The organism is Curtobacterium sp. NPDC089185 (assembly GCF_040685235.1).
Classification (GTDB): Bacteria; Actinomycetota; Actinomycetes; order Actinomycetales; family Microbacteriaceae; genus Curtobacterium; species Curtobacterium citri.
The window spans coordinates 61,008-76,737 of record NZ_JBFBHK010000005.1 but is presented as its reverse complement, the minus strand read 5'-3'; the positions used below and the strand labels follow the sequence as shown (position 1 = coordinate 76,737).

Genomic DNA, 15,730 nt, shown 5'->3' with positions numbered 1-15,730 from the left:
GAACGGCAAGCCGAGGTGGCAGGAAGCCGTGGTTAGGATCGACAATCGGTTAGAGCAGGACTCGGACCTGTGCGCCATCTAATCTGGTCGCTCGTGGAACGTGTACTCCCACGAGCGGCGAATGCATTGCTCATGGTGCTTCTTGCGTTCTACATGACCCCCTTCGAGGTCGGCCTGTACGTCTGGCCGATGCTTATCCTGACCTTCTACTACTCAGCCTTGGATGGCGCTGTTCGACAGATCGTCGTGCCGAGCTGGAACTCAGCAACCGCCTTCCGCTTCCTGTTGCGATACCGGACTTTGGCGAGTTTGCTGGGCATCCTCGCAATGCTGGGCACCATAATCGTCTTGTTTGTGGTGTTCCCGGAGGAACCGAATCAGATATTCTCGTTGGCGCCGCTACTGCTCGTGCCCGTATTCAACTCGTTCGCTCTCATTCCGCTTGGGTTCCTGCAAAAGCTGAATCAATGGCGATCCTTAGCTCGGATGCAGGTGGTCGCGGCGGCAGTCTCGCTGCTGGTGTCCGTTCCCGCGCTCGTGCTAACTCAGAGCCTGCTTGGCGCTTCACTGCAAGTTCTGCTCACTGAGGCGATGTTCGCTTTCGCTGCTCAGCGGCAGGCCAGCAAGCTTGGAATGCATGAGGCGCGAAGCGCTCTGACGGAAGGTGCCACTTACGGGAGAGAGTTCGCGCACTCCTCGGTTTTCTTCGTTGGTGGCTGGGCTCAGGCTCAAGTGGACAAGGTGCTCGTCGGCGTCCTGGCGGGCACGAACGTTCTCGGTTCTTACAACTTTGCGCTCGCCGTCGCGCGCAATCCCGGGGACGCCATCTCGGCCTCCACGTCAAACGTTCTCCGGGTGCGGCTGGCGGAAGCGCGAGACGCCACCTCTCCACAGATCGCACGCGTCACGGACCAGCTAATGGTGAAAGCGCTTGCCATCGCGACCGTCGTCGTCCTCGTGATCGCCTTCGCGGTGCGGACGGTACTCGTTCCTGTTCTCGGTTCTGAGTGGGGGACACCCCTGCGGGCCTCAATGATTGCTCTGATCAGCATCATCCCCACCGTCTTGTCTTGGGCTTTGCCGATCGTCATGCTGACGGTGGGGCGAATGAAGTGGGCGGCCTGGGTAAGGGTTGTCGGGATCGTTGCGGCGATCCCGATTGCGTTCGCGGCAGCGGACGGTCTGGAAGGAGCGGCCTGGCTGCTACTCGCGAGGGAGTTTGTGATGCTTGCGCTGTTCGCTGTCGCCTGCGGTCGGGCGGTACCCGTAAAGGCCCTTGCCTTCTGTAGCGTGGTCACAGCTGCGCTGTCTCTGGCGGCCCTCTGGTGGGTCTGAGACGCATGCCTGAGTCCGCAATTCACCTTTTTAAGGAGTTTTTAGCGCGTGATCAGACAGGCCAGCTGAAGCAAGGCCAACCTGCACAGGCCTCGTTCCGAGGTCCGTGTTGCTGGACACTATCTGCAGGAGGATCGAATTGAACGAGCGCCGAGCGCATCCGGCTGCTGTGGCTGGAGTGTCCGCAACTGTGTTACTCGTGGGGGCGACGCGCTGGGGCTCCTACATCGGTAGTCCGCCGTTGTTCCTGACCGATCTACTGCTCGCTGCTGCCTTCATCGCAGCCCTCGTTCGCTCGGCGAAGTACCCTCGGAGTTCGCTCTCGCCCGAGTACACCTCGTCGCGCTCAAACACAAGTCCGCTCCTGTTCCTCTTCGTGTCATTCGTCATCGTGCGAGTCGGGTGGTCCCTGACCGCAACGCCGTCGATCGCCATGCTGGTCCGAGACGCGGCACCGTTCCTCTACGCGTTCATCGCTTTCCTGAGCGCTTGGTCGCTTTCGAGGGCAACGCCGGCCGGCCGAGCCAGGACAGCCGGCATCCTTCGTCTTGCATTGACCTTCCATCTCCTGTGGTGTCTGGCCTCCATCGCTGTGGGAGGAGTCGGCTTCAACATCCCCAGTCTTGGTGCTCCGTTGTTCGGTATCAGGCCAGACATCGATGCCGCCGTCCTCGGGGTCGGCGCAGGAGTTTTCCTCATCCGTGCTGCGAAGGCGCCAAGGCCATTTTGGCCAGCCCTTGCGATGATCTTGTCACTTTTCGGTGTCCTGTCTGTTTATGCCCGTGCAGGGCTGATCAGTATGGTGATCACTCTCGTGTTCGCCTTTGTTTTCCACTACTCCTCGACTCCCCGTCGCTCTGGAAAACGACTCGTGGCGCAGGTTGCCGTACCTGTCGCAGTGATCGCTGCGCTAATCATCATTCCGCAGACAACCGCGGGCGAGCGCTTGATCGCTACTCTGACGCCGGGGGCCGCGTCTAGCCAGGCGCAGTACAGTGCGCAGGGGACGGAGAACGCTCGGCGTCTGGTCTGGTCCGGGGTTGTTTCCTGGGTCAATCAGGAGCCGGCCCGGCAGCTTTTCGGAAGTGGGTTCGGCAACGATTTCCTGACCGAATCCGGGACACTCGCGTTCCTTGAGGGTTCGACTTACGATAACGTTCGAAGTCCGCACAACTGGTTTGTCGGTATCTACGCCCGCATGGGAACCGTTGGATTGCTCCTTTCCGCCGGTATCTGTCTGGAGGTTCTGATACTCCTTTGGCGTAAGCGTGCTTCCGTTGGCTCGGATCCTCTATTCGCGACGGCGGCGCTACTGTTCCTTGGCATTCTTCCCGTCGCGAACCTAGGGGTAGTTCTTGAGGCGCCCTTCGGTGCGGTCCCGTTCTGGTGGTCGATCGGTGTCCTCTACGGTCTGCGTTCTGCTCCCCCGACGTCCGTGACTGTTGCTGTGCGGGGTGCTCAGCGGCGAACCGCGTCTAATCGGTTCCAGCTGGCTGAAGGACGTCGACGGGCGCGTGCGGTGCGGTGATCGAACCCGGACTTTGTGGAGTGACGTGAACGATCCGAGCTACGATCTCGTACGCTGCTCGTGTTTCGAGAGTGGCTCGACTAAGGGGAGTATTTTTTGGGCAAGCGCGCGCTCATCACGGGCATCACCGGACAGGACGGGTCATACCTGGCAGAGCTGCTCCTCCGCAAGGGGTACGAGGTGCACGGGGTCATCCGTCGTGCGTCGACCTTCAACACCTCGCGGATCGACCACCTGTACGTTGACCCGCACAACCCGGACGCCAAGCTCTTCCTGCACTACGGCGACCTCGGTGACGGAGCTCGGCTGGTCAGCCTCCTGGGGGAGCTGAAGCCGGACGAGGTCTACAACCTCGCCGCGCAGTCGCACGTGCGTGTGTCCTTCGACGAGCCCGAGCACACCGGCGACGTCACCGGTGTCGGCTCGATGCGCATGCTCGAGGCGGTCCGCATGTCAGGCATCCACACGCGCTTCTACCAGGCATCGTCGTCCGAGATGTTCGGCGCGACGCCGCCGCCGCAGAACGAGGAGACCCCGTTCTGGCCGCGCTCGCCCTACGGCGCCGCGAAGGTCTACAGCTACTGGGTGACGCGGAACTACCGCGAGGCGTACGACATGTTCGCGGTCAACGGCATCCTCTTCAACCACGAGTCACCTCGCCGCGGCGAGACGTTCGTCACGCGCAAGATCACACGGGCGGTCGCCCGCATCAAGGCGGGGCTCGAGGACCACGTCTACCTCGGCAACCTCGACTCGGTGCGCGACTGGGGCTACGCCGCGGAGTACGTCGAGGGCATGTGGCGGATGCTGCAGGCCGACGAGCCCGACGACTTCGTCCTGGCGACGGGCGGGAATTTCACAGTCCGTGACTTCCTCGAGACGGCGTTCTCGCACGTGGGTCTGAACTGGGAGGACCACGTGCGGTTCGACGAGCGGTACCTGCGTCCGAGCGAGGTGGACGCACTCGTCGGCGACGCGTCGAAGGCCAAGGAGAAGCTCGGGTGGGAGGCCACGGTCGACACCGCAGAACTCGCCCGCATCATGGTCGACGCGGACGTCGAGGCCCTCGAGCACGAGGGTCGGCCGTGGATCGACACGGTCAAGCTCGCGAGCTGGGAGTCCTGATGGCCGTCGACTTCACCCCCGCGCCGCTCGATCGCGACGACCGGGTCTACATCGCCGGTCACCGCGGGCTGGTCGGCTCGGCCGTGCAGCGGAAGTTCGAGATAGAGGGCTTCAACGACCTGGTCGGACGGACCTCGTCCGAACTCGACCTGAAGGACCGCAGCGCGGTCTTCGACTTCTTCGCGCAGGAGCGGCCGAAGCACGTCGTCCTCGCAGCGGCGAAGGTCGGCGGCATCCTGGCGAACGACACGTACCCGCACGACTTCCTCAGCGAGAACCTGCAGATCCAGGTCAACGTCATGGACGCTGCGGTCGCGCACGGCGTGGAGCGCCTGGTGTTCCTCGGGTCGTCCTGCATCTACCCGAAGCTGGCCGAGCAGCCGATCCACGAGGACTCGCTCCTCACCGGGCACCTGGAGCCGACCAACGACGCGTACGCGATCGCGAAGATCGCCGGCATCCTGCAGGTCCAGGCGGTCCGCCGACAGCACGGGCTGCCCTGGATCTCGGCGATGCCGACGAACCTGTACGGGCCGGGCGACAACTTCTCGCCGAAGGGATCGCACGTCCTGCCGGCGCTCATCCGCCGCTACGACGAGGCCGTGCAGCAGGGTGCCAACCAGGTCGAGAATTGGGGGACCGGGTCGCCGCGTCGCGAGTTCCTGCACGTCGACGACATGGCGGCGGCGGTCTTCCACCTCATCGAGCACTACGACGGCCCCGACCAGGTGAACGTCGGCACCGGCTCCGACGTGACGATCCGCGAGATCGCCGAGACGATTGCGAAGGTGGTCGGCTTCGAGGGCGAGACGGTCTGGGACACGTCCAAGCCGGACGGCACCCCGCAGAAGCTCCTCGACGTGTCCAAGCTCGCCGACGCGGGCTGGACCGCACAGATCGGGCTCGAGGACGGTCTGCGCAGCACCATCGAGTGGTACCGCGCTCACGCGGACTCGGTCCGGCAGTGACCTCGGTCAGACATGAGCGAGAGTAGGGCCACGAGCGGCTCCGGACGGGCCGAGACGGGACCCGCATCAGTACGCCGCATGTCCTGGACCCGGGTCGTCCTGTGGGTCGTCTTGGCCGCTGTCCTTCTGCTGATCTTCGCCGTTGTGTGGGTCGGCGCGCGTGGTCTGCTCGCGCGCGGGCACCTCGAGCGCGCGGTCGCCGACGTGAGCACCCTGCGTTCGCAGCTCGGCGGTGCGGACACGACGGCGGCGCAGCGGACGGCGCAGCACCTGGAGGACGAAGCCGCGTCCGCGCGGTCGCTCACCGGCGACCCGGTCTGGAGTGCCGCGCAGCACGTGCCGTTCTTCGGCACCAACCTCCGCGCCGTCCGCCAGATCTCCGTGGTCGTCGACGACATCGCGACGGGGGCGGTCAGCCCCGTCGCCGGGGCCGTCGGTGGTCTCAGCACCGAGTCCTTCGCGCCGAAGGGCGGCAAGGTCGACCTCGAGCCGCTCGTCAAGGCGCAGCCCGCGGTTGCGCAGGCAGTGACGACGCTGCAGCGTGCGGACCGGGACGTGCAGGCGATCGACACCAGCGACACGCTGTCCCCGGTCACATCCGCGGTGAACCAGTTGCGGAACGCCGTGCTCTCGGCGTCCCAGCAGGTGGCGACCGCCGATCGCTTCGTGCAGATCGCTCCCGCCATGCTCGGCCACGACGGCGAGCGCGACTACGTGCTGCTCTTCCAGAACAACGCCGAGCTCCGTGCCGGCGGTGGCATCCCAGGGGCGGTCGCCCTGCTCCGGGTGCGGGACGGGTCGATCGCGCTCGAGAACCAGGCGGCCGGCTCGACCTTCGGCCCCTACGCGAAGTCCGTGCTCCCGCTCGACGCCGGCACCAGCAGCCTGTACGGGGAGATCACTGGGCGGTACATGCAGGACGTGACCCTGACGCCACGCTTCGACGTGTCCGCGAAGCTCGCGCAGGCGATGTGGCAGCAGAAGTTCGGCCAGCGGGTCGACGGCGTGCTCGCGATGGACCCGGTCACGCTGAGCTACCTCCTGCGCGCCACCGGACCGGTGCAGCTGCCGACCGGCGACACCCTGACTTCGGACAACGCCGTGCCGTTGCTCCTCAGCGAGGTCTACGCCAAGTACCCGGACCCGGCGGTGCAGGACCTGTTCTTCGCGTCGGCGGCCAAGGCGGTCTTCGACAAGGTGGCGAGCGGGTCGTTCGACGCGAGGGAGTTCATCGGCGCGCTGACGCAGGGGACCGACGAGGGGCGCCTGCGCTTGTGGAGCGCGGACAAGGACGAGCAGGAGCAGATCGCGGGCACGCCGCTCGCGGGCGAGCTCCCGACGGCGAGCAGCGAGACCCGGCAGTTCGGCGTCTACCTGAACGACGGGACCGCGTCGAAGATGGACTACTACCTGGCCAAGACGGTGTCGGTCGGGTCGTCGGTCTGTCGGGCGGACGGACGCCCGACGTCGGTGGTCGAGGTGACGCTCAAGAACACCGCGCCGGCGGACGCGGGGACGAGTCTGCCGGAGTACGTCACCGGCGGGGGCTTCGCCGGTACCGAGCCCGGCAAGGTGAAGACGCTGGTCGCGGTGTACGCACCGGCCGAGTCGATCTACCTCGGCTCGTCACAGGACGGCAAGCAGGTCGGCGTCCAGACCGTCATGGACGGCGACCACCCGGTCGCGCAGCTGCAGACGCTGCTCGCTCCGGGGCAGAGCACGACGTTCCGGGTCGCCTTCCTCGGTGACGCGGACCACGCTCGCGCGGGCGTGGAGGCACTGTCGACCCCGGGCGTCCAGCAGACGAAGACCGAGGCCCTGTCCTTCGACTGCGCCACTCCGATCCCGAACTGACGGGCCTGAGAACGGCACTGAGGGGCGGAGAGCAGCGCGGAGTGTATGTCGGCGGCATCCCGGCATCCTCGATTAGCACCCCGTGTCGGCTCAGCGAGCGTCGTCGCGTTACCCCAGACCGGGGGGTCAGTGCCGTTCCTGTACGGACGGGACCACCGTGCAGAGCGGGCGCTCAGCGAGTCCGAGAACGAGCGGATCCCGCCGCTCATCAGGGCAAATCCGCCTCGGACCGCTGAAACAGAGGCCCTCTCACCCTGTCCGCACGGCGCGATGGCGAAGAAAGTTCACACGAATGTTGCACGGAGCGTGGCAACACCCTGGGAGATCCCGCTAGATTGAGGGAACTTCGCCATCGCGACCGCTTGAACCACAGTGGCCCGTGGGTAGGGGAGTGCCACGGGCTCTGGGTGTCAGGGTCTGCAGGATCAGATCACTAGGGGAAACACTTCATGAAGAAGCTCATCGCCGCTGCCCTCATCGCGGGCGCAGCCTTCGTCGCGGTCCCGACCGCCGCCAACGCCGCCGGGTACGCCCCGGAGTCGGCCGGTACGGTCACGGGTGCCCCGGTCGCCGGTGGCACCGTCTCCGCCAACTTCGCCGCGGACGTCTTCGCGCCGAACGAGCCCGTCCGCGTGCAGGTCACCGGTGCCGGTGCCGTCACGCTCGGCGCGCTGCCCATCACCACGGTCTCGAAGGACTACACGTCGAACGCCGACGGCTCGCTGTCGGTGCGCGTCACCTTCCCGGCCGGCGGCTCGGGCACCTACAACCTGACCGCGACCGGCGCCACCTCGGGCCAGACCGGTACCGGCTTCTTCTCGATCGTCCCGGCTGCCGCCGGCGGCACCGGCACCACGGTCGGCTCGACCGGTGGCACCGGCACCCCCGGTGAGCTCGCCTTCACCGGTGGCACCATCTCCACCCTCGGCCTCTGGGCTGCCGGTGGCGCGCTCGTCCTCGGTGGCGGCCTGCTGGTCGTCCGCAAGTCGGTCCGTCGTCAGCGCGACGCCGCCTGAGCACAGCACTCCTGCAGAACGACCCTCGGCACCTCGGTGCCGGGGGTCGTTCTCGTCGTACGAGGGGGAAGGGGGACGTCAGGTCACGATCAACGCGATCGCGACGACGGCGACGACGGCGAGCGGCGCGGCGATCCACAACCACCACGGGAACATCGAGGGCGGACGGTACCGGCGGCGTTCGGGTCGGGCCATGCGCTGACCGTACGGCCACACGCCTGAGGGAGCCGGGCGAACGAGGAGCGAGTCCGCTCAGGACCGACGCACCCGCCCGAGCACCACGACCCCCACCAGCACGCCGAGCACCGCCCCCGAGGTGTTCGCCAGCACGTCGTCCACGGATGCGAACCGCGCCGGCAGGAACAGCGCCTGCACCGTCTCGATCGCGCAGCTCGCCACGAAGCCGCCGAGCATGCCGACCCACCACGCCCGCGCCCCGAAGAGCAGCAGCACGAAGAACCCGAACGGCACGAAGAAGAGCACGTTCGCGGTGAACTCGACCGCGTCGTACCCGAGCCACCCCGGCGCTCCGAGGCGCTGCCCGGCCGCGATGGCCCGCACCAGCGTCGGGTACGCGCCGCCGTCGACGGGCGACCCGGCCGTCGCCACCAGGACCACCACCAGGCCGTAGGCGGCCGCCAGCGTCCACGCCACCCGCCGAGTTCGTCCCGAAGCATGAGCCGCTCGTGCACGGGCGTGCCAGGCCGCATCCGCGAGCGCGCCGATGCCCACCCCGACGAGCCCCGCGAGCGCCACCGAGCGGAACCGGTCGCTCGGGTACGTCGCGGGCAGGGCCGCGCCCACCGCGAGCAGGAGCACGACGACACCGCTCGTGACGGCACGACGTCGGATCGCATCCGGACGGGAGGCACGGGACGCCCCCGCCAGCAGCACCGGCAGCAGGGCGGTCCCCACCGTCACCCCCATCGCCAGCACGAACCCGTCACCCAACGCGAGCGTGCCGTGCCCGAGCGCGCGCAGCGCGCCCACCCCGGCCACCACGCCGGACCGCAGCCGGTCCGCGAGGCCGGGCACCAGGAGCACCGCGACCACGAGCACGACCGCGACGGACAGCACGATCCGCACGATCGCGGTCCTGGTCGCGGTGGTCACGGGAATGGACGCTAGCGGGGCTCGCCTCCCGGCCGGGGGAGGGTGCCGGAGTGCGTGCAGGACGCGACGAACCAGTTCATCCACGAAACGAGTACCCCGTTCGTACCCCTGTACCCCGTTCTGAGGTCGCGTACCCCCGGGTTTCCGGGGGTGTACCCCGATCCGTATGCACGGAAACCGTGAATCGACGGGCATCGGTGGCGCGGTCGGGGGACGCTCTCGTAGATTCGTCTCGTCAACAGCTGTACCCCGGATCGCGAAGGAGAGCGACATGAGCACCACGGTCACCACCGACACCCGCGAGGTCACCCTCGACACCGAGACGGTCGACGTCATCGCGATCCTCGAGGCAGAAGCCGAGCAGTCCGGCCGCGCAGCACGTGCCAAGACCACGTGGACGCAGGAGGACGACGGCGAGTGGATCGCCAACTACGGCGGCTACTTCGGCGGCAGCGTCGACAAGCGCGACGGCCGCTACGTCGCCTCCGACACCTTCGGCCTCGTGGTCGGCGACTTCGCCACCCTCGAGGAGGCCCAGGCCAAGCTCTCGGACCAGCTCCACGTGATGCTGCCGTCCGTCATCCGTCCGGTCGCGTAGTGCCCGACGACCATCCCGGCCGCACGGCCACCAGCACTGCCCGCACCACCAGCACCGCAGGCACCACCAGCACCGCCGAGTACCAGAGCAGCACGAGGAGCAACACCATGAGCAGCATCGTCACCAGCAGCCACAAGGCGGAGGTGACCGTGGACACGGCGACCATCGAGGTCATCACCGGCATCGCTGCCGGCGTCGTGTCCCCCGACGCACCGGCCCGGGCGCACGTCGTCTGGTCCGAGGCTGACACGGGGCTCTGGGCCGCCAACTACGGCGGCTACTACGGCGGCGTGATCGACCAGCAGGGCACGCACTTCTTCGTGTCCGACACCTACGGCTCGTACGTCGGTGACTTCCGCTCGCTGGACGAGGCACAGGACCGCCTCGCCGAGCGGCTGCACCAGTTGCTGCCGTCGGTGCGGCGCACGCTCGACTGACACCGCGACATCCACAGACGGGAGGCCCGGATCACCTCCGCCACACGGCGGACGTGATCCGGGCCTCCCGTTTCGTGCGTGGCCCCCCTCGGACCGGTACGGGCCCACCCCCAGAACGAGTGGTCCCCCCTACTGGGGACCGGAAGTGACCCCATGAGAACGCCCGTTCCTGTCAGGATCGAGGGGACGTCAGCGACCGTCCTTCTGCACGGACCGTCATGCAAGCGGCGTCGGCATCGTCTCGACCCGAAAGTGACTCATGCTGCCTGTGCACCAGGGCACCGCCGTGCCCGCGCGCTCTCGCGCGCGCCGCCGTCCCGGCATCCGTTCCGTCGCCATGCTCGGCGTCGCCCTGCTCGGCGCCGTCGGCGTGACGCAGGCCGTCGTGGCGGACCCGGCCGTCGCCGCGTCCGCGCTGTCCTGCGACCAGAACACGCTCTACGCGATCAACACGACGCAGAACCAGCTCGCGGCGATCGACGCGACGACCGGTGCGGTCACGAACATCGCGACGATGGACCCGGCGAACAACGCCCTCGCGGTCGCCCGCAACGGTGTCGCCGCCTACGCCGGGGTCAACGGCGGCAACACCATCACCGGGTACGACGCCGTCAACGGGGCGCGCACGGCCGACGTCACGAACGCCGACCCGGGCGGCAACCGCCAGCTGCTCCGCGGTGCGATCAACCCGGCGACCGGCATCTACTACTACGCCAGCGGTGCGACCCCCGCGTACCTCGGCGCGTACGACACGAAGACCGGTACGAAGATCGGTCAGGTCGGCACCATCGACGGCCTGCTGGCCGGCAAGAACGGTGACATGGCGTTCAGCACCCGCGGGTTGCTCTTCGTCGTGACGGGCAACCAGATCCGCCGCGTCGAAACGGTCCCGGCGACCGCAGGCACGGCCGCGCTCAAGACCACCCTGGTGTCGACGCTGCCGATCGACGCCAACGCCGCCGGCAGCCCCGGCATCGCCTTCTCCGCCGACGGCTACCTCTTCGCGTCGGTGGGCTCGTCGGTCTACAAGGTCGACCCCGCGACCGGCAACCAGGTCGGGACGACGATCCCGATCGCGGGCGGCTACACGCCGAGCGACCTCGCCTCGTGCAACTACGCCAACACGCTCGCGGCGCAGTCGAGCGTCGACCACCGCTGGGCGTCGGGCGACCAGTTCGCCCTGAAGGCCGCCGCCGTCGACCCGAAGACCGGCGCGGTCGGGGAGGCCACCGAGGGCAACAGCACGATCACCGACGGCTCGGCCGACGGGGTCCAGCCCCAGCGGGCCGGTGCGATCCTGACGACCCCGAAGACGAAGTACACCGTCACCCAGACCGCCGCCGGCACGACCGACCTGGCGAACTACGCGACCACCTGGCGCGCCGAGAACGTCAACTCCGGCGCGGTCATCGCCCAGGGCGATGGCAACACGGCGAGCTTCGACTTCCCGAGCGCCACGAGCGCGGACGGCACCGACGTCGTCGTGACCTTCGCGAACAGCGTGCGGGCCACGCACGTCGCGACCGCCCCGGACACCGCCACGACCACCACGGGGACCGCCGTCACGAAGGGCGCCTCGGACGGCGTGCTCGCGAACGACAGCGGCACCGGCGTCAGCGTCGTCTCGAACACGCAGCCCGCGCACGGCACCGCGAGCGTCGCGGCCGACGGTTCGTACACGTACACCCCGGCCGCCGGGTTCTCCGGGACCGACTCGTTCACCTACACGGCGAAGGACTCCTCGGGGCAGACCTCGACGAGCACCGTCACCGTGACCGTGAAGCCGTCCGCGGCGGACGACACGGTGACCGCCCGCGCGGGCCAGACCGCCACGGCGGACGCAGCCACGGGCCTCCTGGCCAACGACGGCGGCAGCGACCTGACCATCACCGACCACACCGACCCGTCGCACGGCACCCTCGTGCTCGGCAAGGACGGCTCGTACTCGTACACGCCGACGACCGGCTACTCCGGCCCCGACTCCTTCACCTACACGGCGCGGGACGGCAACGGGACGACCACGACCGCCACGGTCACCGTGACGGTCCTGCCCGCAGCGGGCGCGGACTCGATCACCGTCGACGCCGGCGGCCCCGCCACCGGCGCAGCACCGGGTCTGCTCGGCAACGACCAGGGCAGCGGCCTCGCCGTCACGGGGTCGACCCAGCCGTCGCACGGCATCGTCACCGTCGGGAAGGACGGCTCGTACACGTACACGCCGGCCGACGGGTACTCGGGCGGGGACTCGTTCGACTACACCGTCACCGACGCGAACGGGAAGAGCGACACCGTCACCGTGACCGTCCTCGTGCGGCCCGCGGCGGTCGACGACACGATCACCCTGCCCGCCGGCGGCACCGCCACGGCGACGACCCGCGCGGACGGCGTCCTCGGCAACGACCGCGGCACCGACCTGACGGTCCGGTCCAACAGCCAGCCCGACCACGGCACGCTGACGCTGAACCCCGACGGCACGTACACCTACGTGCCCGCCACCGGCTTCTCCGGCACCGACACCTTCACCTACCAGGCGACCGACGGCACCGGGACGGTCGTCAGCGGCTCCGTCACCGTGGTGGTCGTGCCCACGGCGGCCGACGACAGCGCCGCCACCGGCGCGAACGCCCCCGTCGCGGTCGACGTCCTGCGCAACGACACCGGCTCGGGCCTGACCGCCGCGGTGGCGACCGCTCCGGCCCACGGCACCGTGGTGCGGAACGACGACGGCACGCTGGCGTACACCCCGGCCCGCGACTGGTCCGGCACGGACACCTTCACCTACACGGTGACCGACGGCGCCGGCCGTACGTCGAAGCCGGCGACCGTCACGGTCGCGGTCGCGCCGCGCGCCCGTCCGGACACCACCTCGACGTCGGCCGGCACGCCGGTGACCGTCGCGGCGGCGGACCTGACGGCCAACGACTCCGGCACCGGGCTCGCCGTGACCGGCGTCAGCCGGGCGACGGACGGCTCGGTCGCGCTCGACGCGGACGGCAACGCCGTCTTCACCCCCGCCGACGGCTTCTCGGGCAGCGGCACCTTCTGGTACGACGTCCGCGACGCGGCGGGCCGCACCGACTCCACCTGGGTGGTCGTCGTGGTCGGACCGCGGGCAGCCGACGACCGCGCGACCGTCCCGGCCTCGACGACGCTGACCGTGCCGGTCGAGCGGGGCGTGCTCGCGAACGACTCCGGCACCGGCCTGACCGCGGAGCTCGACGAGCCGCCGCTGCACGGCACGGTCGACCTGGCCGCCGACGGCTCGTACTCGTACACGCCGACCGCTGACTGGTCCGGCTCGGACCGCTTCACCTACACGGCGACGGACGCATCGGGCGCGAAGACCACCGGTCTCGTGACCATCACGGTCACGCCCCGCACGGAGGACGACCGGATCCGCACCGCGGCCGGCCAGCCCGTCACCGTCACCTCGGCCGACCTCACCGGCAACGACCACGGCACCGGTCTCACCGTCACCGCGGTCGGGAACCCGAGCGCCGGCACCGTCGTCCGCAACGTCGACGGCACCGTGACGTACACCCCGGCGCCCGGCACCTCGGGCCGCGCGACGTTCGACTACCAGGTCACCGGCGCCAACGGCAACACGGCGACCGGCACGGTCACCGTGACGATCACCCCCGTGGTCGCCGCGTCCGACGCCGACGCCACGGCCGACGGCACCCTCGTGGTCCCCGCCGACCGCGGCCCGCTCGCCGGTGCCACCGGGACCGACCTGTCGGTCACCGACAACACGCAGCCGCAGCACGGCACCGTCGAGGTCGGGAAGGACGGCTCGTACACGTACACGCCCGCACCCGACTTCTCGGGCAAGGACGGCTTCGAGGTGACGATCACCGACGGCTCCGGCACCACCACGACCGGGACCGTGACCATCACCGTCGCACCGAAGGCCGTCGACGACCGCGTGACGACCACGACGGACACCCCCGTCGACGTCCCCGTCCTCGCGAACGACAAGGGCACCGCGCTCCGGGTCACCGGCGTCGGCGCGGCCGCGAACGGGTCGGTGCGCGTCACCGACGCCGGCGTGACCTACACGCCGGCAGCGGGTTGGTCCGGCACGGACACGTTCACCTACACGGTGACCGACGGTGCCGGCTCGACCGCCACGGCGACCGTAACGGTCCGCGTCGCCCCGACCGCCGCCGACGACGTCCTGCAGACCGCCTCGGGCACCCCGCTGCCGATCGCCGCGGGCACCCTCACCGGCAACGACGCGGGCTCGGGCCTGACCGTCACCGGCACGACGGCGCCGCGCCACGGCACGGTCACGCAGGCAGCCGACGGCTCGCTGGTCTACACGCCCACCGCGGGCTGGTCCGGCCGGGACACCTTCACCTACACGGTGACCGACCCCTCCGGGCAGACCGCGACCGCCACGGTCACGGTGCTGGTCGGTGCCGTCGCGACCGCCGACCGCGGTGCGACGACGACGAACGGCACGCTCCGGGTGCCCGCCTCGTCCGGCGTCCTGGCCGACGACTCGGGCGCGGGTCTCCGGGCGGAGCTCGACCGGAAGCCGCAGCACGGCACCGTGGAGCTCGCGGCAGACGGCTCGTACGTGTACACGCCGGCCGACGGGTTCTCCGGCACCGACACGTTCACGTACACCGCCACCGACGCCGAGGGCTCGACCGCGACCGGGATCGTCACCATCACGGTGACGCCGACCGCCGGCGCGGACGTCGCCCGCACGACGGCCGGCAAGTCGGTCACGGTCGCGGGACCGGGCGTGCTCGGCAACGACCACGGCTCGGCGCTCCGCGTCGCCTCGGTCGGTCGTGCCCAGCACGGCACGGTGCGGATCGCCGCGGACGGCACGTTCGTCTACACCCCGGCCGCCGGCTTCTCCGGGGTCGACACCGTCACCTACGACGTGGTCGACGCCGAGGGCCAGCACGCCGAGGCGGTCGTCACCGTCACGGTCGGCATCGACGCGGTGGCCGACAGCGCCCGCACCGTCGCCGGCACCGCGGTCGCCCGCGACGCCCGGCACGGCCTGCTCGGCAACGACGGCGGCACCGGCCTGACCGCCGCACTCGACCGGAAGCCCGCCCACGGCACGGTCACGGTGCAGCGCGACGGCTCCTACGTCTACACGCCCGCCGAGGGCTTCACCGGGACCGACCGGTTCACCTACACGGTGACCGACGCCTCCGGGCAGACGACGACCGCGACCGCCACCATGACCGTCGTCGCGGCGGCCACCGCCACCGACGACTCGGCAACGGGCAAGGTCGACCACGCGGTCACCATCCGCCCGATCGACAACGACCACGCCAGCGGCGGAGCGCACTTCGTGCCGTCGACGCTGCACCTGGTCGACCCCACCAGCGGCGCCCAGACCGACCGGGTCGTCGTGCGGGGGATGGGCACCTGGCAGGTCGAGCGCGGGCAGGTCGTCTTCACCCCGGAGCACGGCTGGGCAGCCCGCACGTCGATCGACTACACGGTCGCCGACACTGCGGCGCAGGTGGTCCGCGCCACGCTCGAGGTGTACTACCCGACCGGGCTCGCCGCCGCCACGCACATCGCCAAGCTGGCCTTCACCGGCACCACCGGGCTCGTCGGGCTCGGGCTCTCGGCCCTCGCGATGGTCCTCGCCGGTGCGTTCCTGGTGGTCCGTCGCCGGAGCGGCGACGACGTCGCGGTGACGACGGGGGTGCGTCGACGCTCGCAGGACTGAGGTCCTGAGCGGCCCGGCCCGCGCACCGGACGGGAGGCCCGGATCACGT

The 15,730-nt window shown here is 69.5% G+C and carries 11 protein-coding genes; 9 read left to right on the top strand and 2 right to left on the bottom strand.

Annotated features, from left to right (window positions below; translation table 11 throughout):
- Positions 1-132: 132 nt before the first annotated feature.
- From AB0N84_RS07000 to AB0N84_RS06975, 6 genes are all read left to right on the top strand, one after another.
- Entirely contained in the window at positions 133-1,335 is a 1,203-nt protein-coding gene (locus AB0N84_RS07000) for an oligosaccharide flippase family protein (protein WP_363544650.1), read from the top strand.
- Between the two features lie 199 nt (positions 1,336-1,534).
- Positions 1,535-2,863 (top strand): O-antigen ligase family protein, encoded by a 1,329-nt coding sequence (locus AB0N84_RS06995; protein WP_363544647.1) that lies wholly within the window; start codon positions 1,535-1,537, stop codon positions 2,861-2,863.
- 96 nt (positions 2,864-2,959) lie between these two features.
- A complete protein-coding gene (gene gmd, locus AB0N84_RS06990) occupies positions 2,960-3,988 on the top strand; it encodes a GDP-mannose 4,6-dehydratase (RefSeq protein ID WP_363544644.1) in 1,029 nt (342 codons plus the stop codon).
- On the top strand, positions 3,988-4,956 hold the full coding sequence (locus AB0N84_RS06985) for a GDP-L-fucose synthase (protein WP_363544641.1): 969 nt from the start codon (positions 3,988-3,990) through the stop codon (positions 4,954-4,956). The genes gmd and AB0N84_RS06985 overlap by 1 nt, the downstream gene beginning before the upstream one ends.
- 111 nt (positions 4,957-5,067) lie before the next feature.
- Positions 5,068-6,810, top strand: a complete 1,743-nt coding sequence (locus AB0N84_RS06980) for a DUF4012 domain-containing protein (RefSeq protein WP_363544639.1) — start codon at positions 5,068-5,070, stop codon at positions 6,808-6,810.
- Between the two features lie 449 nt (positions 6,811-7,259).
- Complete coding sequence (locus AB0N84_RS06975; RefSeq protein ID WP_069712410.1) at positions 7,260-7,826, top strand: hypothetical protein; 567 nt, start codon at positions 7,260-7,262, stop codon at positions 7,824-7,826.
- Between the two features lie 252 nt (positions 7,827-8,078).
- On the opposite strand, the gene AB0N84_RS06970 is transcribed toward AB0N84_RS06975, so the two are convergent.
- Entirely contained in the window at positions 8,079-8,939 is an 861-nt protein-coding gene (locus AB0N84_RS06970; RefSeq protein WP_289459438.1) for a VanZ family protein, read from the bottom strand.
- A gap of 271 nt (positions 8,940-9,210) precedes the next feature.
- Between AB0N84_RS06970 and AB0N84_RS06965 the strand changes: the two genes are divergently transcribed.
- Positions 9,211-9,537: a hypothetical protein gene (locus AB0N84_RS06965; RefSeq protein ID WP_069712411.1), complete on the top strand. Its 327-nt coding sequence runs from the start codon at positions 9,211-9,213 to the stop codon at positions 9,535-9,537.
- On the opposite strand, the gene AB0N84_RS06960 is transcribed toward AB0N84_RS06965, so the two are convergent.
- Positions 9,518-9,646 (bottom strand): hypothetical protein, encoded by a 129-nt coding sequence (locus AB0N84_RS06960; protein WP_259346089.1) that lies wholly within the window; start codon positions 9,644-9,646, stop codon positions 9,518-9,520. The two genes, AB0N84_RS06965 and AB0N84_RS06960, sit on opposite strands and share 20 nt — an antisense overlap.
- Between AB0N84_RS06960 and AB0N84_RS06955 the strand changes: the two genes are divergently transcribed.
- Both AB0N84_RS06955 and AB0N84_RS06950 read left to right on the top strand, forming a co-directional pair.
- Positions 9,645-9,974, top strand: a complete 330-nt coding sequence (locus tag AB0N84_RS06955; RefSeq protein WP_289459437.1) for a hypothetical protein — start codon at positions 9,645-9,647, stop codon at positions 9,972-9,974. The genes AB0N84_RS06960 and AB0N84_RS06955 overlap by 2 nt on opposite strands.
- A 286-nt stretch (positions 9,975-10,260) precedes the next feature.
- On the top strand, positions 10,261-15,681 hold the full coding sequence (locus AB0N84_RS06950) for an Ig-like domain-containing protein (protein ID WP_363544635.1): 5,421 nt from the start codon (positions 10,261-10,263) through the stop codon (positions 15,679-15,681).
- Positions 15,682-15,730 lie beyond the last annotated feature (49 nt).

Coding starts and splice junctions, on each gene's coding strand:
- AB0N84_RS07000 (WP_363544650.1), top strand. CDS start 133: ATGGTGCTTCTTGCGTTCTACATGACCCCCTTCGAGGTCGGCCTGTAC.
- AB0N84_RS06985 (WP_363544641.1), top strand. CDS start 3,988: ATGGCCGTCGACTTCACCCCCGCGCCGCTCGATCGCGACGACCGGGTC.
- AB0N84_RS06975 (WP_069712410.1), top strand. CDS start 7,260: ATGAAGAAGCTCATCGCCGCTGCCCTCATCGCGGGCGCAGCCTTCGTC.
- AB0N84_RS06965 (WP_069712411.1), top strand. CDS start 9,211: ATGAGCACCACGGTCACCACCGACACCCGCGAGGTCACCCTCGACACC.
- AB0N84_RS06955 (WP_289459437.1), top strand. CDS start 9,645: ATGAGCAGCATCGTCACCAGCAGCCACAAGGCGGAGGTGACCGTGGAC.
- AB0N84_RS06960 (WP_259346089.1), bottom strand. CDS start 9,646: ATGGTGTTGCTCCTCGTGCTGCTCTGGTACTCGGCGGTGCTGGTGGTG.